Annotated in this window: 23 protein-coding genes; 7 read left to right on the top strand and 16 right to left on the bottom strand. The window is 37.6% G+C overall.

The features are described from left to right. The first annotated feature begins 89 nt into the window (after positions 1 to 89). On the top strand, positions 90 to 317 hold the full coding sequence (locus KQI83_RS04050) for a chorion class high-cysteine HCB protein 13 (protein ID WP_216554922.1): 228 nt from the start codon (positions 90 to 92) through the stop codon (positions 315 to 317). Positions 318 to 360: 43 nt separating this feature from the next. Here KQI83_RS04050 and KQI83_RS16935 read toward each other — a convergent pair whose 3' ends face one another. Next, positions 361 to 486, bottom strand: a complete 126-nt coding sequence (locus tag KQI83_RS16935) for a hypothetical protein (protein WP_256447802.1) — start codon at positions 484 to 486, stop codon at positions 361 to 363. Positions 487 to 584: 98 nt separating this feature from the next. Here KQI83_RS16935 and KQI83_RS04045 point away from each other — a divergent pair, with 98 nt between their 5' ends. Together KQI83_RS04045 and KQI83_RS04040 are read left to right on the top strand one after the other, a co-directional pair. After that, the gene (locus KQI83_RS04045) at positions 585 to 902 is read left to right on the top strand and encodes a hypothetical protein (protein WP_216554920.1); all 318 of its coding nucleotides are present in this window, start codon (positions 585 to 587) and stop codon (positions 900 to 902) included. 18 nt (positions 903 to 920) lie between these two features. Then, on the top strand, positions 921 to 1,202 hold the full coding sequence (locus tag KQI83_RS04040) for a hypothetical protein (protein WP_216554918.1): 282 nt from the start codon (positions 921 to 923) through the stop codon (positions 1,200 to 1,202). A gap of 74 nt (positions 1,203 to 1,276) precedes the next feature. On the opposite strand, the gene leuS is transcribed toward KQI83_RS04040, so the two are convergent. Next, on the bottom strand, positions 1,277 to 3,688 hold the full coding sequence (leuS, locus tag KQI83_RS04035) for a leucine--tRNA ligase (RefSeq protein WP_216554917.1): 2,412 nt from the start codon (positions 3,686 to 3,688) through the stop codon (positions 1,277 to 1,279). A 167-nt stretch (positions 3,689 to 3,855) separates the two neighbouring features. On the opposite strand from leuS, the gene KQI83_RS04030 reads away from it, so the two are divergent. After that, entirely contained in the window at positions 3,856 to 4,377 is a 522-nt protein-coding gene (locus KQI83_RS04030; RefSeq protein WP_330622302.1) for a superoxide dismutase family protein, read from the top strand. A 111-nt stretch (positions 4,378 to 4,488) separates the two neighbouring features. Here KQI83_RS04030 and KQI83_RS04025 read toward each other — a convergent pair whose 3' ends face one another. Then, entirely contained in the window at positions 4,489 to 6,579 is a 2,091-nt protein-coding gene (locus KQI83_RS04025; RefSeq protein WP_216554916.1) for an elongation factor G, read from the bottom strand. A gap of 272 nt (positions 6,580 to 6,851) precedes the next feature. Here KQI83_RS04025 and aroF point away from each other — a divergent pair, with 272 nt between their 5' ends. From aroF to aroA, 3 genes are read left to right on the top strand one after another with little or no spacing between them, the layout of a single operon-like run. After that, entirely contained in the window at positions 6,852 to 7,862 is a 1,011-nt protein-coding gene (aroF, locus tag KQI83_RS04020) for a 3-deoxy-7-phosphoheptulonate synthase (RefSeq protein WP_216554915.1), read from the top strand. A gap of 2 nt (positions 7,863 to 7,864) precedes the next feature. Further along, the gene (locus KQI83_RS04015; RefSeq protein ID WP_216554914.1) at positions 7,865 to 8,962 is read left to right on the top strand and encodes a prephenate dehydrogenase; all 1,098 of its coding nucleotides are present in this window, start codon (positions 7,865 to 7,867) and stop codon (positions 8,960 to 8,962) included. Between the two features lie 14 nt (positions 8,963 to 8,976). Continuing rightward, positions 8,977 to 10,254 carry a 3-phosphoshikimate 1-carboxyvinyltransferase gene (aroA, locus tag KQI83_RS04010; protein ID WP_216554913.1) on the top strand — a complete coding sequence of 426 codons (1,278 nt, stop codon included), beginning with the start codon at positions 8,977 to 8,979 and terminating at the stop codon, positions 10,252 to 10,254. A gap of 72 nt (positions 10,255 to 10,326) precedes the next feature. Here aroA and KQI83_RS04005 read toward each other — a convergent pair whose 3' ends face one another. The 13 genes from KQI83_RS04005 to era all read right to left on the bottom strand — a co-directional run bounded on the left by KQI83_RS04005 (position 10,327) and on the right by era (position 25,453). Continuing rightward, positions 10,327 to 12,012: a methyl-accepting chemotaxis protein gene (locus KQI83_RS04005; RefSeq protein ID WP_216554911.1), complete on the bottom strand. Its 1,686-nt coding sequence runs from the start codon at positions 12,010 to 12,012 to the stop codon at positions 10,327 to 10,329. Between the two features lie 30 nt (positions 12,013 to 12,042). After that, the gene (locus KQI83_RS04000) at positions 12,043 to 13,356 is read right to left on the bottom strand and encodes an ABC transporter substrate-binding protein (protein ID WP_216554909.1); all 1,314 of its coding nucleotides are present in this window, start codon (positions 13,354 to 13,356) and stop codon (positions 12,043 to 12,045) included. Positions 13,357 to 13,498: 142 nt separating this feature from the next. Next, positions 13,499 to 14,362, bottom strand: coding sequence for a phosphatidylserine decarboxylase (locus KQI83_RS03995; RefSeq protein WP_216554907.1), 864 nt, complete (start codon positions 14,360 to 14,362; stop codon positions 13,499 to 13,501). A gap of 12 nt (positions 14,363 to 14,374) precedes the next feature. Then, positions 14,375 to 15,049: a CDP-alcohol phosphatidyltransferase family protein gene (locus KQI83_RS03990; protein ID WP_216554905.1), complete on the bottom strand. Its 675-nt coding sequence runs from the start codon at positions 15,047 to 15,049 to the stop codon at positions 14,375 to 14,377. 26 nt (positions 15,050 to 15,075) lie between these two features. Then, positions 15,076 to 16,104 carry a lysylphosphatidylglycerol synthase transmembrane domain-containing protein gene (locus KQI83_RS03985; protein ID WP_216554903.1) on the bottom strand — a complete coding sequence of 343 codons (1,029 nt, stop codon included), beginning with the start codon at positions 16,102 to 16,104 and terminating at the stop codon, positions 15,076 to 15,078. After that, positions 16,094 to 16,762, bottom strand: coding sequence for a phosphatase PAP2 family protein (locus KQI83_RS03980; protein ID WP_216554901.1), 669 nt, complete (start codon positions 16,760 to 16,762; stop codon positions 16,094 to 16,096). Before KQI83_RS03980 ends, KQI83_RS03985 begins: the two co-directional genes overlap by 11 nt. 236 nt (positions 16,763 to 16,998) lie before the next feature. Next, positions 16,999 to 19,632 carry a pyruvate, phosphate dikinase gene (gene ppdK, locus KQI83_RS03975; RefSeq protein ID WP_216554899.1) on the bottom strand — a complete coding sequence of 878 codons (2,634 nt, stop codon included), beginning with the start codon at positions 19,630 to 19,632 and terminating at the stop codon, positions 16,999 to 17,001. Positions 19,633 to 19,926: 294 nt separating this feature from the next. Continuing rightward, positions 19,927 to 21,309: a methyl-accepting chemotaxis protein gene (locus KQI83_RS03970; RefSeq protein WP_216554898.1), complete on the bottom strand. Its 1,383-nt coding sequence runs from the start codon at positions 21,307 to 21,309 to the stop codon at positions 19,927 to 19,929. Between the two features lie 84 nt (positions 21,310 to 21,393). Beyond that, the gene (locus KQI83_RS03965; RefSeq protein ID WP_216554897.1) at positions 21,394 to 22,791 is read right to left on the bottom strand and encodes a glycine--tRNA ligase; all 1,398 of its coding nucleotides are present in this window, start codon (positions 22,789 to 22,791) and stop codon (positions 21,394 to 21,396) included. Positions 22,792 to 22,823: 32 nt separating this feature from the next. Beyond that, a complete protein-coding gene (locus KQI83_RS03960; protein ID WP_216554896.1) occupies positions 22,824 to 23,444 on the bottom strand; it encodes a hypothetical protein in 621 nt (206 codons plus the stop codon). Between the two features lie 96 nt (positions 23,445 to 23,540). Continuing rightward, entirely contained in the window at positions 23,541 to 24,314 is a 774-nt protein-coding gene (gene recO / locus KQI83_RS03955) for a DNA repair protein RecO (RefSeq protein WP_216554895.1), read from the bottom strand. Continuing rightward, a complete protein-coding gene (locus tag KQI83_RS03950; protein ID WP_216554894.1) occupies positions 24,253 to 24,450 on the bottom strand; it encodes a hypothetical protein in 198 nt (65 codons plus the stop codon). The genes recO and KQI83_RS03950 overlap by 62 nt, the downstream gene beginning before the upstream one ends. 91 nt (positions 24,451 to 24,541) lie before the next feature. Next, positions 24,542 to 25,453 carry a GTPase Era gene (gene era / locus KQI83_RS03945; RefSeq protein ID WP_216554893.1) on the bottom strand — a complete coding sequence of 304 codons (912 nt, stop codon included), beginning with the start codon at positions 25,451 to 25,453 and terminating at the stop codon, positions 24,542 to 24,544. Positions 25,454 to 25,460 lie beyond the last annotated feature (7 nt).

Raw genomic sequence — 25,460 nt, 5'->3', positions numbered from 1 at the left:
ATTTACAAAATTTTTTTTCAAACATCTGTAAACACACCCAAGCCCTTCTCATATGATACATTGTAATCAAAATTATGGAGGATTTGAACATGAGTGATTTAGCTGCAACAAACTGTGGATGTGGATGTGAAAACAACAACGGAGGCTGCCTTAACAACAGCTGTATCTGGATTATCTTATTACTCTTCTGCTGTGGTGGATGTGGTAACAATGGCTGTGGTGATAGCTGCTTCGGAAACAACAGCTGTATCTGGATTATCTTATTACTTTTCTGCTGTGGTGGATGCGGTAACAACAACGGCTGTGGATGCTTCTAGTATTTCATTTTTAGAAAAACCCGGCATTTCCGGGTTTTTCTTTTTATCTATGATGTTGCCCTTCCTGTTTCTTTTCTTCCTTTTTTTCCTTGCTTTCCTTTTCCTTTTTCCGAATACATTCTTCATCTATTTCATATACACTATTTCCATCTATAATTAATTTTCCCATAATCAGCCACCTCCATTAATAATATATGCTTTTTTCAAAAGCTGGTTATATCTTCCGTCTCTTCTTCATAAATTAAAATAAAAAATGGTGATGACGAAATGGAAAGTCTTGATAATTTAATTCAGGATAAACATCTGCAAATGATAAAATCTGCTCTTCCATATCTAAACCCTTCTCGGCAACGGGATATGGCTATGTTAGCAAAATTCATGGAATTGCAACGTACCATGGCACTTTTTCAAAATCCGGTGAACAATTTAAAAATGTGTTCCGAAGAAAGTTCCGATGAGGAACGCCCGGTACAAATGTTGACCGCTATTCGAGAATATTGTAACGATTCTGAAAAAGAAACCGTAGATAATCTTATCAATTTCGTACAGATGTTCTCTACTTATGAAACCTTATTTTCTCAATAATTTTCGGAAAGGAGTCTTATGAATCCGGCAGACTTATTAAACAATCCGCAATTACAGAATATTTCACCAGAAAAACTTGCCCTTTTAATGAACCTTGCACAAAACAATTCTCCCAAAGAAACACCACAGGAAATGGCTGAATCGTTAAAAAATGCTTCGGAAACCGCGCAAAAACAGGGTATTAATTTTTCTTCTAATGAAAGAGAGATGATTGTGGAAGTATTAAAACAGAATATGTCCCCTCAGGAACAAAAAAAGGTCGATTTGCTTATGCAAATGCTGAAAAACATGAAACGTTAAAAACAAAACGATATTTTCTATGATATAAATAAGCCCAGAACGGTTATCTTCTAACCATTCTGAGCTTATATTTTTTATGGTTTTGCTACAATATTGATAATTTTACCAGGAACATAAATTTCTTTGATAATATTTCCGGTTAATTTATCTCCAAGTGCTTCTTTTCCCATTGCAATGGCTGTATCTTTATCAGCATCTACTGCAATGGTAACAGTAGTTTTTGTTTTTCCATTTAACTGTACGGCAATCTCTACGGTATCTTCTTTGGTCTTTTCTTCGTCGTATTCCGGCCATGCAGTCTGATACAATCTTCCTTCATATCCGCATGCAGTCCACAATTCTTCTGTAATATGTGGTGCTACCGGATTCAACAATACCAAGAATGTCTTAAACTCTGCACGATTGATTTTTCCTGCTTTGGAGAAATCATTTAAGATAGACATCAATGCAGCAATAGCTGTGTTATATTTTAAGTTCTCATAATCAGAGCTTACTTTCTTAATTAACTGGTGCATCTTTGTTTCAAATTCTGCACTGTATGCATCTCCGTCTACTAAAATATCCTGTAACTTCCATACACGCTCTAAGAATCTTCTACAACCCTTTACTCCGTTTTCAGACCAGGAAGCACTAAGGTCAAATGCTCCAATGAACATTTCGTAGGTACGAAGTGTATCTGCGCCATAATCCATAACAATATCATCCGGGTTTACAACATTTCCTCTGGATTTTGACATCTTTTCTCCGTTTTCACCTAATATCATACCATGAGAAGTTCTCTTCTGATATGGTTCCGGAGTAGGAACAATCTTCTCATCATATAAGAACTTATGCCAGAATCTGGAATACAGTAAATGTAATGTTGTATGTTCCATACCACCGTTATACCAGTCAACCGGTAACCAATATTTCAATGCTTCCGGACTTGCCAGTGCTTCATGGTTATGTGGATCTGTGTAACGAAGGAAATACCAGGAAGATCCTGCCCACTGTGGCATAGTATCTGTCTCTCTCTTTGCAGGTCCACCACAACATGGACAAGTTGTATTTACCCATTCATCCATAGCTGCTAATGGTGACTCTCCGTTATCTGTTGGCATATAGCTTTCTACTTCCGGAAGCTCTAACGGAAGTTCACTTTCTGAAATTGGCACATAGCCGCATTTTTCACATTTTACAATTGGAATAGGTTCTCCCCAATAACGCTGACGTGAGAATACCCAGTCTCTTAATTTGTAATTGGTTTTTCCTTTTCCAATTCCTTTTTCTTCTAAGAACGCAATGATTTTCTTCTTTGCCTCTGCCACTTCCAGTCCATCTAAGAATCCGGAATTAATCAATTTTCCGGTAGCAACATCGGTATAGGCTTCTTCCTGTACATTTTTACCACCTGCTACTACTTCAATGATTGGTAAGTTGAATTTCTTTGCAAACTCCCAGTCTCTGGTATCATGTGCCGGAACTGCCATGATTGCTCCTGTTCCGTAGCTCATTAATACATAATCAGATACCCAGATTGGAATCTCTTTATCATTTACAGGGTCTACTGCCTTAAGTCCTTTAATTTCTACACCGGTCTTTTCTTTTGCAAGCTCAGAACGTTCAAAGTCAGACTTTCTTGCTGCCTGTTCTCTGTATGCTACAATTTCATCCCAGTTTTCAATTTCATCCTTGTATTTATCCAATGCTGGATGTTCCGGAGAAACTACCATATATGTTGCGCCAAATAAAGTATCCGGTCTTGTTGTGTAAACAGTAAGCTTATCTTCTTTTCCTGCAATCTGAAAGTCTACTTCTGCACCCTGGCTCTTTCCAATCCAGTTACGCTGTGAAACTTTTACTCTTTCAATGTAGTCTACATCGTTTAATCCTTCCAAAAGTTTATCTGCATATTCTGTGATTTTTAACATCCACTGGCTTTTTACTTTGCGGACTACCGGTGCACCGCATCGCTCACATACACCATTTACAACTTCCTCATTTGCAAGTCCTACTTTACAAGAAGTACACCAGTTAATTGGCATCTCTGTTTTATAAGCAAGTCCTGCTTTAAATAATTTCAAGAAAATCCACTGGGTCCATTTATAATATTCCGGATCAGTTGTATTAATCTCTCTATCCCAATCAAAGGAATATCCTAAGGAATGTAACTGCTTTTTGAATCTTTCTACGTTATTCTTTGTTACAATCTTTGGATGAATCTTATTCTTGATTGCATAGTTCTCTGTTGGTAATCCAAATGCATCCCATCCCATTGGATATAGTACATTATATCCTTGCATTCTTCTTTTTCTTGCAACGATATCAAGTGCTGTGTAAGGTCTTGGATGTCCTACATGAAGTCCCTTTCCTGAAGGATATGGGAACTCTACTAATGCGTAATATTTTGGCTTTGAATAATCGTCTGTTGCAGCAAAAGCTTTTTCATCATCCCATATTTTCTGCCATTTTTCTTCTACGGCTCTGTGGTTATACGGTGTTGCCATCTTCTATTTCCTCCTAAACTTGGCAATATGCCAATCTTTTTCATTCTATATGTATATACCTATACTTTTAAAAGTTTATCACAAGGGGATAATTTGTCAAGATTTAGGCAACACTTTTCTTTCCTTTTCGCATATACTAAACCGAACAATCTTTTTTGGAGTTACTTATGACACAAAATTCTAATACTAATTCCTATGAAAATCCGGGACTTTCTTATTTGGAAGAAGTTTTGTATCAAATGCCGGAAGCATATGCCCGAATAAACGGTTCTCCCAGCTATCCGAATCTTCACGGTATTGTCCGATTCTATTCTTCCGGTACCGGTGTAATTGTAAATGCGGAAATATATGGACTTCCTACCGGAGAATCCTCGCCTTGCGCACCATTTATTCATGGCTTTCATATTCATGAAGGTGGTAGCTGCACCGGAACTTCCGACAACCCTTTTGCCAATGCCGGAATGCATTTCAACCCCAACTCCTGCCAGCACCCGGAACATGCCGGTGACCTGCCTCCTCTTTTTTCCAATAATGGATTTGCCTGGATGTTATATTATACAGAGCGTTTTTCTATTTCTGAAATTCTTGGCAGAACTGTGATTATACATGAAAACCCGGACGATTTTCACAGTCAACCTTCCGGAAATTCCGGTAGTATGATTGCCTGCGGTGTAATCACCGCTACCTAACGTAAAGGATTCGCGGAGCGTTTTTTATGCAATAGGATGCAAATTCCTATTGCATAAAAAGAGAATTCCGCAGATATGTATTCTACGGAATTCTCTGTAAATATCATTTTTCTACTCTTCGTCTTTTTCTAATTTATTCGCTCTTGCAGCCACTTCTTTCTCTTGAATATCACTTGGTGTTTGTTCATACCTTGCAAATTCATAAGAAAATACGCCACTGCCTCCTGTCATAGAACGCAAGTCTGTCATATATCCATATAGTTCCATATATGGTACATCTGCTGTAATCTCGGTTTTTCCTGTTTCTACCGGATTCATGCCTAATACTCTGCCTCGGCGTTTGTTTAAATCCCCCATAATATCTCCGGTATACTTATCCGGTACTACAACTTTTAAAGTTGCAATTGGCTCCAATAATATTGGGGATGCTTCCATAATACCTTTCTTAAACGCCTGAATGGTTGCCATCTTAAATGCCATTTCGGATGAATCTACCGGATGATAAGAACCGTCATACAATACTGCTTTTATTCCCACTACCGGATATGCCGCCATAGGACCTTTTTGTACGGATTCCTGAAGTCCCTTTTCCACTGCCGGGAAAAAGTTCTTCGGAACTGCTCCACCAACTACCTGCTGCTCAAATACATACGGTGTTTCCAAATCGCCACTTGGTTCAAAGATCATTTTTACATGTCCGTACTGACCGTGTCCACCAGACTGCTTTTTATATTTATACTCTACATCTGCCTTTTTGCGAATAGTCTCACGAAATGCAATCTTTGGTCGGCTTAATTCAATTTCTACTTTATAGCGTTCTTTCAACTTACTTACCACTACTTCCAGATGTTGATCTCCGATTCCATATATCAAGCTCTGTCCATTAGCACTGTCATTTACTACTTTAAGAGTTAAATCTTCCTGCATCAATTTTTGCAATGCCTGAGATATTTTATCTTCGTCCCCTTTATTTTTTGCCTTATACCGCATGTAAGTATATGGCGTGGAAATCTGAGTTTTTCCGTACATAACCGGGGCTGCCTTGGTAGATAAGGTATCTCTGGTTCCAACCTTGGAAAGTTTTGCTAATGCACCAATATCACCTGCATGAAGTTCCGGAACTTCCGTTGGTTTATTTCCTTGCATAATGTAAATTTTTCCGATTTTATCTTCCATATCCTTCTCGGAATTGTACAAAACATCGTCTGTCTTAAGTACGCCGGAATTTACTTTTATGAGAGAATATTTTCCGATAAAAGGATCTGCAATGGTTTTAAAAATATAAGCACTCTTCGGTTTTGCAATGTCATAGTCCCCCTCGAATACTTCATTTGTTTTCATATTGACTCCCTTGCAGGAACGTTTCTCCGGGCTTGGAAGATATTTTAAAATATCATCTAATAGAGTATAAACTCCCTGTGCCATAATACTGGAGCCCATAGAAATCGGAATAATACTTCCGTCTGCCACATTATTTCGAAGTGCTGTACGAATTTCAAACTCTGAAAATTCTTCTCCTGCAAAATAGCGTTCCATAAACTCTTCGCTTGTCTCTGCAACCGCCTCCATTAAAGCTTCTCGACAAATCTCCAAGTTAGGTTTGGAATAATCCGGAACAGGCACTTCTTCTACTTCTCCCTTATCATTCCAACGATTTCCGGTCTGTGTCACAACATTTACATATCCCACAAACTTTTCGTTTTCACGGATTGGCAAATGAAATGGCGCGATTTTCTTTCCATACATCTCCTGTAAATCTTCTACTACCTGACGAAAACTTGCATTATCATCATCCATTTCTGTTACAAAAAACATTCTTGGAATCTTATACTTTTCGCAAATATCCCATGCCTTCTGTGTACCCACTTCAATTCCGTTTTTCCCGGATACTACAATCACCGCAGCATCTGCTACACTGACTGCTTCTTCTACTTCTCCTACAAATCCAAAATAGCCCGGTGTATCTAATACATTGATTTTGGTGTCTTCCCAAATAATTGGTACTACGGTTGTATTAATGGAAAAGAGGCGTTTGATTTCTTCCTTATCATAATCACTAATGGTATTTCCATCACTAATCTTTCCCATTCTGGTGGTCAGTCCGGAAAGGTATGCCATTGCTTCTACCAAAGTGGTCTTTCCACATCCGCCATGTCCCAGAAGTGCAATATTTCTAATTTTGTCTGTTGTGTAAACGTTCATGTCAATTCCCCCAATGCTATTGTTTTTATAGTATATATTTTACTAAATTGTTTGTATTTTTTCAACTATTTTGTTCATATTTTCCAATTTATTTATTGAGATTATTCTTTTTATTGAAAATACCTTTTATTTTTCTTTTCTTTTTTTGCAATTATTATCAATCTTGCACATATTGCTTTTTCACTTTGACGCGACAAAGTGTTGACTTTTTCTTTTCTATCACTTATGATAGAAACAATCACGAAATTTTAGAAAAGTTGAGGGTTTAGATTATGATTATTGTAATGAAACAAAATGCTTCTCAGGAAGCAATTGAAAAAGTGGTATCTACTATCACTTCTTGCGGACTTTCCACACACCTTTCCAAAGGAGAAGAAGTCACCATTATCGGTGTTATCGGAGATAAGTCTCGCTTAAATACACAGGCAATCGAAGGACTTCATGCTGTAGACAAGGTCGTTCCCATTACCGAAAGCTACAAACTTGCAAACAAAAAGTTCCATCCAGAACCAACAAGCGTATCTGTTCGTAATACTACCATCGGTCCGAACACCATGACAATCATGGCAGGCCCATGTGCAGTAGAAACCGAAGAACAATTGATGTGTATCGCAAAGGCTGTAAAAAAATCCGGTGCTACTATTTTAAGAGGTGGGGCTTTCAAGCCAAGAACCAGTCCATATTCTTTCCAGGGATTAGAAGAAGATGGATTAAAGTTCATGCAGACTGCCTGCGCTGAAACAGGACTTGCCGGTATTTGTGAAGTTACCAGTATCCATGCTGTAGAACTTGCAACCAAGTATGTAGACATGCTCCAGGTAGGTGCTCGTAACATGCAGAACTTTGAATTATTAAAAGAGGTAGGAAAAACAAAGCATCCGGTTCTTTTAAAACGTGGACTATGCGCTACCGTGGATGAATGGTTAAACGCTGCTGAGTACATCATGTCGGAAGGAAATCCAAATGTTGTTTTATGCGAACGTGGTATTCGTACCTATGAGACTGCTACCAGAAACACCTTAGACTTAAGTGCTGTTTGCGTATTAAAAGAGAAAACACATCTTCCGGTTATCGTTGACCCAAGCCATGCTACTGGTGTAAGAAGTTATGTAGAACCATTAGCAAAAGCTGCCGTTGCATGTGGTGCTGACGGTCTTATGATTGAAGTTCACAATGATCCTGCACATGCGCTTTCCGACGGACCACAGTCACTTACATTTGAACAGTTTGATTCTGTTATGACAAATCTAAAGCCATATGTAGCATTGACCGGGAGGAAATAAGGATGTTGCCAGATAAAATTGGTTTTATCGGTCTTGGTCTGATTGGTGGAGCAATTGCCAAGACAATTCACCGGGTACATCCCGATATTTCACTGATTGCATATGATATTGATACTGCTTCTCTTTCACAGGCAGTACAAGACGGTGTACTTACTCATTCTTATGATACAATTAGCGATGATTTCGCTTCTTGCCGTTATATTTTTCTATGTGCACCTGTCCAAAAAAATGCAGAATTTCTTGCAAAATTGTCAAATTTTGCCAGGAATTCCTGCATTATTACAGATGTCGGGAGCGTAAAAACTGCTATACACCAAGAAATTGCAGGAACTCCTATTGAAGCATATTTTATCGGTGGACATCCCATGTGCGGTTCAGAAAAAAGCGGCTATATAAATGCAACTCCATATCTTTTGGAGAATGCCTATTATATTCTGACCCCCACCAGTAAAACTTCACCAACGTTATTAGCAGAATTTCAGACTTTTGTGCAATCTCTGGGAGCCATTCCAATGGTAATGGATTACCAGGTGCATGACTATGCAACTGCCGCCATCAGTCATCTTCCCCATATTCTTGCTTTTACACTGGTAAATTTGGTGAAAAAATTAGATAATCCGGAAGAAACTATGAAGACCATCGCTGCCGGCGGTTTTCGGGATATGACTAGAATTGCTTCTTCTTCCCCGATTATGTGGCAACAAATTTGTCTTACCAATCAAACACAAATTTTGAATCTTTTAGATTCATTTATTGAAGCTCTGGAAAATATCCGTCAAGAAATCAAAACAGAAAATAGTTCTTGTTTACTTGACTTTTTTCAATCTGCTAAGGATTACCGAGACTCTTTAAGTCTCAATAGTTCTGGTCCTCTTTCAAAAACCTTTGAAATATATTGTGACTTGATTGATGAGACTGGTGGTATTGCAACTCTTGCCACTATTTTAGCAAAAAATCATATTAGCATAAAAAATATTGGTATTATACATAACAGAGAATTTCAAGATGGTGTTCTGCATATTGAATTTTACGAAGAGAATGCTCTGCAAAAGGCTCTGATTCTGCTTCGCGACTATCACTACACTGTCTACGAACGTTAAGAGGTATCTATTCTATGAAGATTACAAATAATTACACATTTCACGGAGAACTTGCTGTACCCGGTGATAAATCTATCTCACACCGCTCCATCATGTTTGGTGCTATTTCAGATGGATTAACCGAAGTTACAAACTTCCTTCAGGGCGCTGATTGTCTTTCGACAATTTCCTGTTTTCGAAGTCTTGGAATTGAAATTGAAAACACACCTGATTGTATTTTAATCCACGGAAAGGGACTTCACGGATTAAAACAGGCAAACCATACTTTGGATGTAGGAAATAGCGGAACTACTACACGACTTATTTCCGGAATTTTAGCAGGACAACCTTTTGAAACTACACTAAACGGAGATGCTTCCATTCAAAAACGTCCTATGAAACGTATTTTTACACCACTTTCTTCTATGGGCGCACGCTTTGAAAGTTTAAATGGAAATGACTGTGCTCCTTTTACTGTTTACGGAGGACAGCTTCATGGAATTCATTATGACTCTCCTGTGGCTTCCGCACAAGTAAAGTCTGCGGTTCTTCTTGCAGGACTTTATGCAGATGGAATTACCGGTGTAACTGAGCCGGTTCTTTCTCGTAATCATACAGAGCTTATGCTTACCGGATTTGGTGCTCATATTACTTCTTCCGGTACTACCGCTTCCATCGAGCCTGAGCCTTACTTACAAGGACAGCAAATTCAAGTTCCGGGAGATATTTCTTCTGCGGCATATTTTATTGCACTTGGACTGATTACACCGAATTCTGAGATTTTAATAAAAAATGTTGGTGTAAATCCTACTCGAGATGGGATAATACAGGCTGCACTTGCTATGGGCGGTAACATTACTCTTTTAAATGAACGAACCGTTTCCGGCGAACCGGTTGCTGATATCTTAGTAAAAAGCAGTTCTTTACACGGAGCTAATATCGGCGGAGACTTAATTCCTACATTGATTGACGAGTTACCTGTAATTGCCGTTATGGCAGCTTTTGCAGAAGGTACTACTACCATTACTGATGCTCAGGAACTACGAGTAAAAGAATCTGACCGTATTGCAGTTGTAACGGAAAACCTTTCTGCTATGGGCGGTAACATTACTCCGACAGAAGACGGAATGATTATCAAAGGTGGTACACCACTTCATGGTGCTTGTATTCAGACACATTTAGATCACAGAATTGCTATGTCTTTTGCAATTGCAGGACTAAATGCTGATGGCGAAACTACTTTTGACGATAAAGACGTTGTTACAATTTCTTATCCGTCTTTCTTTGAAGATATCGAAAAACTTACACGCTAAGCATTGATTTTCTATGATATAAAGAAACCCGGATGACGTTTATGCCATTCGGGTTTCTTAGTTTTCTCTTACTTACTCCATCTTAAATCCAGAAGTAATTTCATTTAACTGTTTCGATAATTCTTCACACTCTTTTGTCATCTCATAAAGATTCTCAGTGTAATTTACTACTTCCGTAGTTTTTCCAGCAATATCAGATACTCCTTCTGCCGATTCGTTGATTGTCGTATTGATTCCTCCAATTGCTTCCGTAATAACGCTTATTCCTTTTTCCAGTTCTTCTGCCTCTTTTTCAGCTTCAATCATAAAGTTCTGAATTTGTTCTGCGGCTTCTTTGTACTCTTTTCCGGATGTAAGGAAATCACTGTAATCCTTGGTTACTTCATTTCCAAGAAATTCCAACGTTTGCTTCAAACAATCCATCAATGTCTGCACTGATTCATTTACTTGATCTACGATATCGATAATTCCTGTTGCTGTACTAGAACTTTGTTCTGCCAATTTTCCAATTTGATCTGCAACAACCGCAAATCCTCTTCCGTTTTCACCGGCTCTTGCAGCTTCAATCGATGCATTCAAGGACAACAACGTTGTTTCTTCAGCAATTTCCTGAATCGTTCCTGTCAATTCATTAATCTTGTCTACCGCAGTTGCTTTTTCGATTGCATCCTTTGACACTTTACGAATTGCATCATACATCTCCATGGTATTTTTATTTGCTTGTTCACTTTGGGTTGCCAACATTTCTGATTTTTCCATAATATCAGTTGTCATCTGTGTTCCTTCTTTAATTTTTCCGGTTACATTGATGACGTTTTCCTGCATATCAGCAATACTCTCATTAATGGATTCTGAAGATGCAGAAGTCTCTTCCATTCCTGCTGCCAGTTCTTCTGTTGTTGCTGAGTTATCCGTGGATGCCATATTCACTTCTTTGGATATCTCGCTTAATTCCTCTGAGCTATGTAATAACTTCTCTGAAATATTACTTAATTTCCCTACAATCGCCGCCAGTTTGCTCTTCATATCAATAATGGCAACACCCATATTTCCAATTTCATCTTTGGTTTTTGGCATGTTTTCTTGCATAGATAAATCAAATTCTGAAATGGAATGAATCACCTTTGTTAATGGTTTAATTGGTCTTGTAATCACAGAAGTAATGATATATCCAATTAAAATAATTACTGCTACCAAAATAATTCCTACTATCATACAATACATATTCATTGTATTAACCGGTTTCATTACTTCGGACTTATCTGCCTGTACAAATAATACCCAATTATTTACCGTACACATAAATGCCACATACTTTTCTTTTCCATCAACCGTGCATTCACGCACATCCGCAGTTGTAATTACCCCTTCGTTATTCAACGTATCTAAAACTTCTTGTACAACACTATTTCCTTCCAATGTCGTTCCGATTTTACTTCGGTCTTTGGAATAAAGATATGTTCCGTCTGTATCAACCAGACAGGCTTCGCTTGATTTCATTCCATCAATACCAACACTATTCAAAATAAATTCCAGACGTACAGACATATCGGTTCTCTCTGTATCACCCCAGAAACTTTCATATAATGTATCTGACGCTGATGTACAAACATCATACAAATAATTTTCACACAGTGAAACTACATTTTTCTCACTTACCACTCTCGAAGCTAATAAAATCCCTGCTATCAGCAGAATGGAAGTGGAAATCATCATAACGGATACTTTTCCCTTTATGGTTCCAAATATTTTCTTCATAGTTTTCGCTCCAATCTTCTAATAAACAGACTATTTTTGTTCTTTCCATTGTGTCTTTGCATCACTTACTACATCATCCCAGGTCATTTCACCTTTAACATAACTTAAAAGATCTGCGCCAAATTGATCTTTGAAAAGCTGTCCTGGAAATGCAGTAAAGTTCCATGCCACACTCTGTTTGCTGTCATCAGACATTGCAGCAATTACCTGCTGTGCCAACGGATCATCTGGTTCTTCATCATCATTGAAGGTATCAAATGGTGCAATAAATCCAAGTTTATTAGTTACATAATCTTTTCCTACATCAGAAGTAAACAACCACTCTACAAAGTCAATCGTTGCTTGCTGATCTTCCTTGGATGCCCAACTGCTTACACTAAAGTAGTTTTCTGTACCAATACAGATTCCCTGACTTTCTTCGCCATCTACTCCTATATAAATTGGCAGAAATTTCACATCATCCTCGCCTACTACATTTCCATCCATAGACTCAATCTGGCTCCAAGCCCAGTTACCATTCTGTACCATCGCTACTTTTCCCTGTGCGAATTCTTCCATGGAATCACTTACCGTTTTAGACCCCAGTTCCATTTTATCTGTACAAGAATTATCTACATATAAATCAAAGATATTCTTAAAATTATCTGCATAGGTAAAATCAATTTCATCCAAATCATTTACACCTTTATCGTTAAATTCGTAATAAATCGGTAAATTCATAAGATGCGTCTGCCATCTCCAGTCTTCACCGGAACTTAAAGAGGTAGAGGCAAATACACCTTCTATTCCTAACTGCTCTTTATGAGCGGTCATATCTTCTACTACCGCTTTTAACAAATCATAATTGTTAATTTCCTCCGCAGAAGAAATAGAAACTGCCTTATCCGGTAATGCAAAATACTTCTTCATAATGCTGTCGTTGTAAATAATTCCGTATCCTTCTACTACATACGGAATACCATACACACCACCATTTGATTCTACTGCAAGACTTTTATCCAGCAAATGATCATACAGCTCTGTATCTTTTAAATCCAGACAAAACTTTGACCATGTTTCATATCCAATCGACCCATTAATCTGGAATAATGTCGGTGCCTCTCTTTTGGCAATTTCTGACTGTAAAACCTGTTCATATGTTCCACTTGCCGCAGTAATTACCCTTACATCAACTCCCGTTTCCTTTGTATAGGTGTCTGCAATTTCCTCCCATACCTCTGCTACTTCTGGCTTAAAATTCAGGTAGTATACGCTTCCCGTTTTCTTTTTGGAACTCCCACATCCCACTAAAGCAAACGCCAACAATAACAGTACTGCAATAATTCCTACTCTGTTTTTTTTCATTGGTATTCCTCCCTAAAATTATAATATAATATACAGTATTATTTTACCATCCATATATATTTATTTTCAATATCTTACATTAATACCGCAAAAAATTAACATGTTTTCGCAAAAAAATGACAAAAAAAGTAGACACACATGTCTACTTTTTATTACCAATTTCTTCTCCCATTTTCACTATGGTTTCATATCCATTTTTTGTATTTTCCAGTATTTGTTGTTCTATTGCTACTGCATCCTTTTGGAAAAGCAAAATCACAGTAGAGCCACCAAACTCGAACATTCCTTTTTCCTCTCCCCGTTTTACCTCTGCCTCCTCTTGATGATTGACAATACGCCCTACCATAAGAGCACCTACCTCCATCATCAATACAGTCTTGAAATGCTTACTTTGCAACAAAGAAAACTCTCTTGTATTTTCTTTATAAATAGGATATACATCATTTGCAGCCGGATTTACTGTATGGAACACTCCGGAAATATGATGATTTGCTGACTTTCTACCGTCATCTACATAACAATATCTGTGATAATCATCTACTGTCAAACGAAACACACAAATGGTTCCACCCTGATATTTTTCTGCCAGTTTTTTAGAACGCAATAATGATTCCAGTGTATAGGCAGTATTTTTTATCATAAAATGTTGATTTTCTTCCACTGGATACACACTCAATTTTCCATCGCAAGGACTAATTAATACGTTTTCTCCCTCTGCAATGGGTCTGCACTCTTTCCGTATCTGTCTGGTAAAAAAATCATTATATGATGTATATTCTTTTTCCTCATATACGCTCATATCTATATGATTCTTCTGAATAAAAGGAGAAATAAAAACTTTCGACCATATTTTATCCAATAGCCAACCTGCCGCCTTAGAAATAGTAGGCTTTATTAAAAAACGCAAGATACTTCTTCCCACAGAACTATTATACATCCACTGTAACAGTTTATCCTGACCGGAATCTTCTGTAGTAATATTTCCCTCTCTATCAATATATCGCATGCTCTATCCTTCCTACCGTCGTACCATCTGCACCCATGGCCAAATTGCCCGAAAATCTACATGATACTTAGAAAACATAATCATAACTACCAAGGCTGCTGCCACTATTACTACAAGTATTGCAAGGGTAGAATTCTTCGGCTTCTTTAACTTGAAATCTACCACAAATAATACACCAACAATTAGCAATGCTAAATACAGGCAAATCCGAAATGCCCAATCCGGTATAAAGAACTGCACCATAAATACCAATGGTAAAACAATCGCCATAGAGGTAATCGGAAGTCCCTTATAGAATTTTTGTCCATCTTCGGAGACCAAAGCATTCTTTGCTTCCATTACATTGAAAAATGCAAGACGAATCACTGAATTCACACAGTAAATTGCAATCACTATCATGCCAATGATGCCACGCACTCCTAACAGGTAACAAATCATTGCCGGGAATACTCCAAAGCAGACCATATCACATAAAGAGTCAATCTGTATTCCAAATGATTTTTCATCTTCTGTACGATTCTTCATTGCTCTTGCGATTTTTCCATCAAACATGTCACACAAGCCTGACAAAGCCAAACAGAAAATTGCTGTTTTAAATCTGCCATGTATTGCCTGAGTCATTCCGAATACGGAAGACAATAAGCTTATGTACGTTAATACTACTGAATAATTGTAAAATCCTATCATTTTCTCTTTCCCCGCTTCTTTCTAAATCATTCTGTTTGCGAATATCCTATTCTAAAATGTGCCACAGCTGTCATAACTGCGCTAAATAACAACTGTACATAATATGCAATTCCACGGCTTAATACCATTCCCGGAAGTAATAAACTTCCTGCAAATACACCTTTGAAAATAATCAGGAATAAATTCTCACTTATTCCCATACCTCCCGGTAATGGTAACATATCAACGGATACAGAAACCACTGCCTGAAGCATTACTACATCATAAATACTGGTTCCGCTTAAACCAAATGCCTTATATACAAACCATGTTACAAAAAATAAAGCAAAACGCTGCACAAAAGTAATAATCATAACATTTCCAATTACTTTTTTATGGGTCTTAAAGTATACTGCCGCTGCCTCATAATGTTCCATGGAGGCTTCTAATTTTTCCTGTCGTTCCGGTTTTTTCTTCATTAGATGAATATGTTCCAGAAAATGCATTCCCTTAACTAACATATTCTTTGCCAGATTAGGCCAAAAAACTAAGAACGACATAAAAATACAACAAAATACATTTAATCCAACTCCCAGATAAAAAATCGGAAGTATTCCTTCTAAATAATGATGAACAAATCCCCGTTGAAAAAATGCTACAAACAATCCTATGATTACTAATATTGACTTATATGTAATGGTTACAATCATCAAAACCAGAGTTGCTACCGGTATTGGAATCTTGTTTTTACGCATATAATATATCTGTGCCGGCTGTCCTCCTGTTGCCGACGGTGTAATGGCACTAAAGAAAAATCCTACACAAGAATATAAGAAACAGGTTCTTTCTTTCGTCTTAATATCCAGCGTTCCAAACATATAATGAATGATAATGGATTCACCCCAGACAAAAAATATTACTGCTGCTCCTGCCGGAATGATATACCACAAATTTACTCCTTCAATTGCTTTTCCTACTGCCTGCAAATCTTCGCCATGAAATACACTATAAATTGTCAGCAAAAATACAACCACAAGAAATAATGCATTTCCGATTTTCTTCTTCTTACTTTCCACGCTTATATATCCTTTCAAACAAATGTTCTAACAGACGATAACAATTGGTGTGAAATCCAATATAATATGTTAATTCCGCAATCATAATTCCACTAAATACATCTACAATATAGTGTTGCTTCGTAAATTGTGTTGATGCACAGACCATTAATGCAAAAACACATGAAAATGCGCGATACCATTTTGGTACACGCTTCTGTCCTCGAATCCCTATATAACAAAACCAACTAACTAAACAGTGAATGGACGGAAATAGTCTGGTAGGATCATCCATACTGTATACAAATTGAAGTATATTCTCCCACACTCCATCACCTGCTATAACAGGTCGTACATTTGTGGTTGGTAGCACCAGAAAAAAGAAACAGCAAATAAGACGCGACATAATGTCAGCTGTTACAAAACGATAACAATGTTCCTTTCCCAAACTGGCAATTAATATATAGTTAACACCCCAAAACAGATAACATCCTAAATATATGATTACAAATTCAGGTACAACCGGAACTGCCCGATCGAAAGCCGTCGTTAAATCGTAATGCTTCCATCCATCCGCTATAGGTGCAATCCCTGCATATACAAGAAAATTCACTGCCAAACAAGTAAGCAGTGGAACAACCGCATATGCCGGTATCAATTTTTGAATTTTTTCCTTCATTCCTTGTCTCCTCATAATTGCAACTAAAGAATATTATAACAGATTCCAGAAAATAGTCTACTTAATTTATTCTTAAATTTTACAAAAATTCCACAAAATTCTTCTTTTACTAAAAAAAAGAGCGCGAACATTGTCGCTTACAACTAATTTCAGCACTTCCTATGATATAAAAAATCACCACCTCTATATGAATCCGAGGTGGCGATTTCTTATAAGAACCTTTAAATATATTGTTGTTAATTCTGCTTTTCTGCAATTGCAGCCTGTGCTGCTGCTAATCTTGCAATTGGTACACGGAATGGGGAACAAGATACATAATCCAGTCCAATCTTATGGCAGAACTCTACGGAAGATGGATCTCCACCGTGCTCTCCACAGATACCGATATGTAAGTTTGGATTTACCGGTTTTCCTAAGTTAATGGTCATTTCCATTAATTTTCCAACACCAGTCTGGTCTAATCTTGCAAATGGATCATTCTCAAGAATCTTAGCATCATAGTAAGCACCTAAGAACTTACCAGCATCATCACGAGAGAATCCGAATGTCATCTGTGTCAAATCATTTGTTCCAAAGCAGAAGAAGTCAGCTTCTTTTGCAATTTCATCCGCAGTTAATGCAGCTCTTGGAATTTCAATCATCGTACCAACTTCATATTCTAACTTAATACCTGCTGCTGCGATTTCCTCATCTGCTGTTTTTACTACGATTTTCTTTACAAATTTTAATTCCTTTACTTCTCCAACCAATGGAATCATAATTTCTGGCTTTATATTCCAATCAGGATGTGCTTTCTGTACGTTAATTGCTGCACGAATGACTGCTCTGGTCTGCATCCTTGCAATTTCCGGATAAGTAACTGCAAGACGGCATCCTCTATGTCCCATCATCGGATTGAATTCATGTAAGGAATCAATAATTGCCTTAATTGTTTCTACTGATTTTCCCTGAGCATCAGCTAATTTCTTAATATCTTCTTCCTCTGTTGGAACGAATTCATGTAATGGTGGATCTAAGAAACGAATGGTAACCGGATTGCCTTCCAATGCTTCATACAGTTTTTCAAAGTCTCCCTGCTGTACAGGTAAAATCTTAGCAAGTGCTGCTTCTCTTTCTTCTACGGTATCAGAACAAATCATTTCACGGAATGCATCAATTCTGTCGCCTTCAAAGAACATATGCTCTGTACGGCAAAGTCCGATACCTTCTGCACCAAGCTCGCGTGCCTTTTTTGCATCTGCCGGTGTATCTGCATTCGTTCTTACTTTTAACTTTCTATATTTATCTGCCCAGCCCATAATTCTTCCGAACTCTCCTGCGATTGTTGCATCTACAGTTGGAATCTGTCCATCATAAATATTACCGGTAGAACCGTCTAAGGATAAATAATCTCCTTCGTGATATTCTTTTCCTGCCAATGTGAACTTCTTGTTTTCCTCATCCATAACAATGTCACCACATCCTGATACACAACAGGTTCCCATACCACGGGCAACAACCGCTGCGTGACTTGTCATACCACCACGCACAGTCAAGATACCCTGTGCAGCCTTCATACCTTCAATATCTTCCGGAGATGTTTCCAGACGAACCAATACTACTTTTTCTCCTCTTGCAGCCCAATTTTTTGCATCTTCTGCTGTAAATACAATTTTACCACATGCAGCTCCCGGTGATGCTCCCAAAGCTTTTCCTGCTGGTACTGCCGCTTTTAATGCTGCCGCATCAAACTGTGGATGTAATAATGTATCTAAGTTACGAGGATCAATCATCGCTACTGCTTCTTCCTCGTTTCTCATTTGTTCATCTACTAAATCACATGCAATTTTTAATGCTGCCTGTGCTGTTCTCTTACCATTACGGGTCTGGAGCATGTATAACTGGCAATGTTCTACTGTAAACTCCATGTCCTGCATATCTCTGTAATGTGCCTCCAAGGTATTGCACACAATCTTAAACTGTGCATATGCCTTTGGAAACTTTTCTTCCATTTCAGAAATCTTCATTGGAGTACGAACTCCTGCAACAACATCCTCACCTTGTGCATTTGTAAGGAATTCTCCAAATAATCCCTTCTGACCGGTTGCCGGGTCACGGGTAAATGCAACACCGGTACCACAATCTTCACCCATATTTCCGAATACCATTGCCTGTACGTTAACTGCTGTTCCCCAGGAATATGGAATATCGTTATCTCTACGATATACATTTGCACGAGGGTTATCCCAAGAACGGAACACTGCTTTAATCGCTCCCATTAACTGCTCCTTTGGATCATCCGGGAAGTCAACTCCGATTTTAGACTTATATTCGGCTTTAAATTGATTTGCCAATTCTTTCAAATCATCCGCTGTTAATTCTACGTCCTGCTTTACCCCTCTGTCAGCTTTCATTTTATCAATTAATTCTTCAAAATATTTCTTACCGACTTCCATAACTACATCAGAATACATCTGGATAAATCTTCTATAACAATCCCAAGCCCATCTTGGATTGTTGGATTGCTCAGCGATAACATTTACAACCTCTTCATTTAAACCAAGGTTCAATATGGTATCCATCATACCTGGCATAGAAGCCCGTGCACCTGAACGAACTGATACAAGCAATGGATTTTGCTTATCTCCGAACTTCTTGCCTGTTATTTGTTCCATTTTACCTATGTACTCATTTATCTGAGATTGAATTTCATCATTAATTTCTCTTCCATCCTCATAGTACTGTGTACAAGCTTCTGTGGTAATGGTAAAACCTTGTGGTACAGGAAGACCGATATTTGTCATCTCTGCCAGATTTGCACCTTTGCCCCCAAGAAGTTCTCGCATATTTGCATTTCCCTCTGTAAATAAATAAACCCACTTTTTAGCCATTTGAAATACCTCCTATATTTTAGTAGTTTGGGTTATTCTTGTAAAACATGTTGTATATATTTTACAAATACACCATTGAAGTCTCCTTCATTTAAGTATATTTTAACATATTATCTAATAATATCAATACTATTTTTGTGTTTTATTTGTCATAAATAGCAATTTTTTATTATTTTCTTACATTTTTTACACCACTTTACACTACTATTACTTTTTCCTGTACTATAACTTATTTCTTTGTACAAAAAAACATGACACTAAATTTCAGTGTCATGTTTCTCTAACAATTATTGATTATGCTGTTTTAAATCTTGTGGTATCTTCCTTTAATTTATTTGCATTTTCATCTGCTTTTACAATGGTATCTGCAACCTTTGTACACTCTGTTGCAGCTTTCTGTATACGTTCTGCAATATCCTGAGTTCCTGCCGCTCCTTCGTTTGCCGCATTTGCCACACCTGCTATTGCTTCTATCATGCCATCCATAGAAGCTAATAATTCTTCTGAAGTAGCACTAAAATCGGAAACTAACTGATCTACATACTCTGCATCTCCGTTATAATCATCGGCTAATCTCTCGAAAATATCATAACTTTCATTTACATCCGTTGCTACAAAATTTAACAATCTGATTGCGTCATCAGAAAGATGCTTTACTGCCTTTGTCACGCTGTCTGTAATCTCTTGTATATGAATTACAGAACTTTCGGACTGCTCTGCCAGATTTCGAATCTCATCTGCTACAACTGCAAATCCTCTTCCTGCTTCACCTGCTCTTGCTGCTTCTATGGAAGCATTTAATGACAATAAATTGGTCTGTGATGTGATTTCCATAATTGCCTGTGCCAGAACCTCGATTTCAGATACAATTTCCGCATCCTTTAATGCCTGATCTAAGCTGGTACGAATTTCATTCTGTATACTGCTTGCATGTTCACGATTTTCTTTTGTGGTGTTCTTTGCCTTTGCTGCTCTTTCATGAATTTCGTATACACGCTGAGCACCCTCTTGTGCATGAGTTGCAATACTTTTCACTGCATTTTCAATTTCACCAGACATAGAGTTCATTCGTTCTGCTGAATCTGCTGACTCTTGCATTCCTGCTGCCAGTTCTTCCGTAGCCGCTGATACACCTTCCATTTCACCATTCATAGTGTCAATGTTATCTTCAATCTGAATTACATTTTCCTGAATCTCTACCGCTTCATTCTGTACGTTTCCAATTAAAGACTCTAAATTACTTTTAATTTTCTCGAAGGCATGTGCTAAATCACCCACGCTATCTTTACGTTCTATGTACTTATCTGCTATATTTTCCGAAAAATTACCTTTTGCTAATTCATCTGCATAACTACAAGCATAGTTTAAAGAATGAATCATGTCATAGGTAACCCAAACTCCAATCACCATAACCAGTAAGAGCATTATAGCAATTACTATCATCATTTGCTGCACCTCATCTTTTACAATGGAACGCATCTCCGTCTCATCTGTATTAAGTGCTTTTTTATCATCAGCAGCATCAGCATCTCTCTTCTGTGCTGACTCGATAGCTACAATTGCGCTCTTTTCAATATCTTTCATTCCCATACGAGCGAAAACAATTGAAAAAACTCCCATTACAAGCATCATCAAAAAAATTATTATCATTTTGGTTCGAAACTTAACTTTTCCCATTTGCTTTTCCTCCTTAGTGGTTGTACTTTGTTTTGTTATTAACTATTATATTACAACTTTAATACCTAAATCAAATATAACTCATTAAAACTCAAATTTTCTCGCAAAATATGCGTCTAAGTCTTCAATCTTTACTCTTTCCTGTTCCATGGTATCACGGTCACGAACAGTTACTGCATGGTCTTCTTCTGATTCAAAATCATAAGTAATACAGAATGGTGTACCGATTTCATCCTGTCTTCTGTAACGTTTTCCGATATTTCCTCTGTCATCAAATTCACAGTTATATTTCTTAGCAAGCTGTGCGTAAACTTTTTCTGCACCCTCGTTTAACTTCTTTGACAATGGTAAAATACCAATCTTAACCGGAGCCAATGCCGGATGGAAATGAAGTACAGTTCTCATATCCGGTTTTTCTTCTGTTCCGATATTTTCTTCATCATATGCAGCACAAAGGAATGCTAATACTACTCTGTCTGCTCCTAATGATGGCTCAATTACATATGGAATATATTTTTCTTTCTTTTCATCATCAAAATATGTCATATCCTGTCCGGAAGTATTCTGATGCTGTGTCAAGTCGTAATCTGTACGATCTGCGATTCCCCAAAGTTCGCCCCATCCGAATGGGAATAAGAACTCTATATCAGTAGTTGCTTTACTGTAGAAACAAAGCTCCTCTGCATCATGATCACGGGCTCTCATTTCATCATCTTTAATACCAAGATTCTTTAACCAATTGATACAGAAACTTCTCCAATATGTGAACCATTCTAAGTCTGTTCCCGGTTCACAGAAAAATTCTAATTCCATCTGTTCAAATTCTCTGGTACGGAAGGTAAAGTTACCCGGTGTAATCTCATTACGGAAAGATTTACCAATCTGTCCAATACCAAATGGGATTTTCTTACGGGAAGTTCTCTGAACATTTTTAAAGTTTACGAAAATTCCCTGTGCAGTTTCCGGTCTTAAGTATACCGTGTTCTTTGCATCCTCGGTAACGCCCTGAAAAGTCTTAAACATTAAGTTAAACTGACGGATATCTGTAAAATTATGTTTTCCGCAAGTTGGACACGGAATCTGATTGTCATTGATAAACTGCATCATTTCGTCCTGACTCCAACCATCCACGGAACTTCTTAATTCAATGTTATTTTCCTGAGCAAATTCTTCTATAATCTTGTCTGCACGAAAACGTTCATGACATTCCTTACAATCCATTAATGGATCGGAAAATCCACCTAAATGTCCAGATGCTACCCAAGTCTGTGGATTCATTAAAATAGCACAGTCCACACCTACATTATAAGGATTCTCCATAACAAACTTCTGCCACCATGCTTTTTTTACATTATTCTTTAATTCAACACCAAGATTTCCGTAATCCCAAGTATTTGCCAGTCCTCCGTATATTTCAGAACCCGGATATACAAAACCTCTTGCTTTCGCTAACGCTACGATTTTTTCCATTGTCTTTTCCATTTTCGTTACCTCTTTCTATCTGTTCTTTTCTTTTATTCATATACAATATATACCAAAGATAAATCTGCACCGTCTTCTGCATCCTTTGGTAATTTGATAGATACTGTATCCTTTGCCTTCATAGAAGTATAATCAGAAGATATGTACTTTACAGTTCCATCTATTTTCACATCTATCTTCTCGCTTAAAATCACAACTTTGCAATCAGATTCTTTAATTTTACTACTATCTGCCTCACCAGACGCTTTCCCATCCTTTACTTTTGTAAAGTCAGTTTCAAAATCATACCCGGCAGCTAAAGCCTGTGGTACCGTTCCGGCAAATAATGTAACATTATTCAATTCCTGATAATCTTCATACCCGGCATATTTCATCAAAAGCTCTGCTTTCCCTTTCTTTACAGAAAAATCGCTTACTTTTGCACTATCCTTATCGTGTTTTTTCTGATATGCATCTACCTTTTCATTGATAAAATCTTCCAATTCCTTTTCATCATAATTGTCCTTGTCTAATTTTTCAATGGATGCAGCTATAATATTTCCCTTTTCTTTTACATATACAGTACTACAATCTACGTCAAGGGAATCCCCGCAGCCTGTCAACAATCCGGCTATCATAACACATACCAGACTGATGGATATTATTTTCTTCATAACATTCCTCCTAAAGTCTAAACGTGAATACTAAATATTATACCCTTTCCGCCCATTTATTGCAACTGCTATCTTCCATCTTTTTCTTTTATAATCTTACACCGTAACACCTCGAATTCCCGCTTCAAAGCCTTGATTCTGTTCTAATACCTGTAGGGAATGAAATCTACGGTCAATATATGTTTTCATATATTCGTTCATAATTTTTTCTAATTTTTCTAGTACTTCCTCTGAAACGGTAAATGTATATAATTTTTCGATGCTGGAGGTAATAATGTACTGCATGGTATAAAGAGTAGATTCATTTATGGAAAAAGACGGGACTCCTCTTGCACAATCCGTACATAGAGTTCCGCCGCTTTTTACATGAAATGATGTTAAGTTTTCCTTTGTTCCACACTTTAAACAGGAAAATACGTTGGGATACTCTCCATTGATTACCATTGCTTTTAATTCAAAAATCCGTCGCACCAGGCGATTATTCAAATGTGGGTTTTCTAATGCCCGAAGTGACTGATACAATAGTTTCAGCATATGTATTTCATCTGCATTTTCTCGCCCATAATAATCTGCGATTTCCATAAAATAAAAGCCAAAATAGGCTGCATCTAAGTCCATAGTAAGTTCTCGAAAATAGTTGGAAATATCTGCTTTCACTACCGTATAGGAGCTACGCCCCTCATAAGCCTCAAACTGTCCAAAGGAAAAAGGATTGCTGGCTGCCATCATCTGACTATTCGGTCTTCGTGCCCCGCGGGCAAATGCCGAAATTTTTCCTCTTTCCCTGGTCAGAAGCGTTATTCTTTTGTCATATTCGCCCACCGGGACCGCTGATAATACCATGCCCGTCAGCACTATGGTCTGTCCCATATATTGCCACGCTCCTGCCTTGTTCTTCTTGTTCTATCATAGAGGATGTAGCACCACCCTCCATATGTCCTTTATAGCTTAAATAATCTGCAATTCTTCCTGTACTTTCAAATTTCATCCATTCTGGTTCTATCATGTTCGATTCCCCCTTGTACTTTTGTTTTCTATACTCTTAGGTTGTCCCTGAACATGATAGATAATACCAGATAAAAAATGGCAAATTTCTTCTAATAATCCTCGTCTTCACGATATCCGAAGTTCTTTATCAGGAAGTCGCTGTCTCGCCAATCTTTCTTTACTTTTACCCAAAGTTTTAAATTCACTTTACTATCTAAAAGACGTTCAATTTCATATCTGGCATTGGTTCCGATTTTTTTCAACATATTGCCGCCTTTTCCAACAATAATGCCCTTGTGAGAATCGCGCTCACAGATAATGGTTGCATCAATATCTATGAGTTTTCCATTTTCCCGTTCTTTCATTCGTTCAATGGTAACTGCTATTCCGTGCGGAATTTCCTCACTTAATGCATGAAGTGCCTTTTCACGAATCAACTCTGCCACAATTTGACGTTCCGGCTGGTCTGTAATGGTATCTTCATCATAGAACATGGGTCCATATGGAAGATATTTGAAAATCAAATCAACTAAAATCTCGGTATTTTGTCCACGCAATGCAGATAACGGAACAATTTCCGCAAAATCATATTCTTTCCGATAGGTATCAATATAAGAAAGGATTTCTTCTTTTTTTACCATATCGGTTTTGTTGATTACCAAAATAACCGGCGTCTTTACTCGACGCAGTTTTTCTAAAATATGTTGCTCTCCTGCACCAATATAATTGGTGGGTTCTACCAGCCAAAGCACCACATCAACTTCGTTCAAGGTACGCTCTGCAACATTTACCATGTATTCTCCAAGCTTATTTTTCGCCTTATGAATTCCCGGTGTATCCAAAAATACAATCTGTCCTTTTTCTTCATCGGTATATACAGTTTGGATTCGATTTCTGGTGGTTTGCGGCTTTTTCGATGTAATGGCAATCTTTTGACCTATCAAACGATTCATCAATGTAGATTTTCCCACGTTCGGTCTTCCAATTAGTGTTACAAATCCAGATTTAAAACTTTGATTCATACTTTTC

The organism is Roseburia sp. MSJ-14 (genome assembly GCF_018918225.1).
Lineage (GTDB): Bacteria > Bacillota > Clostridia > Lachnospirales > Lachnospiraceae > Petralouisia.
The sequence above is the reverse complement of the archived record's forward strand: the minus strand, read 5'-3'. Positions and strand labels throughout refer to the sequence as shown.

What these genes read in the sequence shown, in the direction of transcription:
- KQI83_RS04050 (WP_216554922.1), top strand. Translation starts at nt 90, where the DNA reads ATGAGTGATTTAGCTGCAACAAACTGTGGATGTGGATGTGAAAACAAC.
- KQI83_RS16935 (WP_256447802.1), bottom strand. Translation starts at nt 486, where the DNA reads ATGGGAAAATTAATTATAGATGGAAATAGTGTATATGAAATAGATGAA.
- KQI83_RS04045 (WP_216554920.1), top strand. Translation starts at nt 585, where the DNA reads ATGGAAAGTCTTGATAATTTAATTCAGGATAAACATCTGCAAATGATA.
- KQI83_RS04040 (WP_216554918.1), top strand. Translation starts at nt 921, where the DNA reads ATGAATCCGGCAGACTTATTAAACAATCCGCAATTACAGAATATTTCA.
- leuS (WP_216554917.1), bottom strand. Translation starts at nt 3,688, where the DNA reads ATGGCAACACCGTATAACCACAGAGCCGTAGAAGAAAAATGGCAGAAA.
- KQI83_RS04030 (WP_330622302.1), top strand. Translation starts at nt 3,856, where the DNA reads ATGACACAAAATTCTAATACTAATTCCTATGAAAATCCGGGACTTTCT.
- KQI83_RS04025 (WP_216554916.1), bottom strand. Translation starts at nt 6,579, where the DNA reads ATGAACGTTTACACAACAGACAAAATTAGAAATATTGCACTTCTGGGA.
- aroF (WP_216554915.1), top strand. Translation starts at nt 6,852, where the DNA reads ATGATTATTGTAATGAAACAAAATGCTTCTCAGGAAGCAATTGAAAAA.
- KQI83_RS04015 (WP_216554914.1), top strand. Translation starts at nt 7,865, where the DNA reads ATGTTGCCAGATAAAATTGGTTTTATCGGTCTTGGTCTGATTGGTGGA.
- aroA (WP_216554913.1), top strand. Translation starts at nt 8,977, where the DNA reads ATGAAGATTACAAATAATTACACATTTCACGGAGAACTTGCTGTACCC.
- KQI83_RS04005 (WP_216554911.1), bottom strand. Translation starts at nt 12,012, where the DNA reads ATGAAGAAAATATTTGGAACCATAAAGGGAAAAGTATCCGTTATGATG.
- KQI83_RS04000 (WP_216554909.1), bottom strand. Translation starts at nt 13,356, where the DNA reads ATGAAAAAAAACAGAGTAGGAATTATTGCAGTACTGTTATTGTTGGCG.
- KQI83_RS03995 (WP_216554907.1), bottom strand. Translation starts at nt 14,362, where the DNA reads ATGCGATATATTGATAGAGAGGGAAATATTACTACAGAAGATTCCGGT.
- KQI83_RS03990 (WP_216554905.1), bottom strand. Translation starts at nt 15,049, where the DNA reads ATGATAGGATTTTACAATTATTCAGTAGTATTAACGTACATAAGCTTA.
- KQI83_RS03980 (WP_216554901.1), bottom strand. Translation starts at nt 16,762, where the DNA reads ATGAAGGAAAAAATTCAAAAATTGATACCGGCATATGCGGTTGTTCCA.
- ppdK (WP_216554899.1), bottom strand. Translation starts at nt 19,632, where the DNA reads ATGGCTAAAAAGTGGGTTTATTTATTTACAGAGGGAAATGCAAATATG.
- KQI83_RS03970 (WP_216554898.1), bottom strand. Translation starts at nt 21,309, where the DNA reads ATGGGAAAAGTTAAGTTTCGAACCAAAATGATAATAATTTTTTTGATG.
- KQI83_RS03965 (WP_216554897.1), bottom strand. Translation starts at nt 22,791, where the DNA reads ATGGAAAAGACAATGGAAAAAATCGTAGCGTTAGCGAAAGCAAGAGGT.
- KQI83_RS03960 (WP_216554896.1), bottom strand. Translation starts at nt 23,444, where the DNA reads ATGAAGAAAATAATATCCATCAGTCTGGTATGTGTTATGATAGCCGGA.
- recO (WP_216554895.1), bottom strand. Translation starts at nt 24,314, where the DNA reads ATGGGACAGACCATAGTGCTGACGGGCATGGTATTATCAGCGGTCCCG.
- KQI83_RS03950 (WP_216554894.1), bottom strand. Translation starts at nt 24,450, where the DNA reads ATGATAGAACCAGAATGGATGAAATTTGAAAGTACAGGAAGAATTGCA.
- era (WP_216554893.1), bottom strand. Translation starts at nt 25,453, where the DNA reads ATGAATCAAAGTTTTAAATCTGGATTTGTAACACTAATTGGAAGACCG.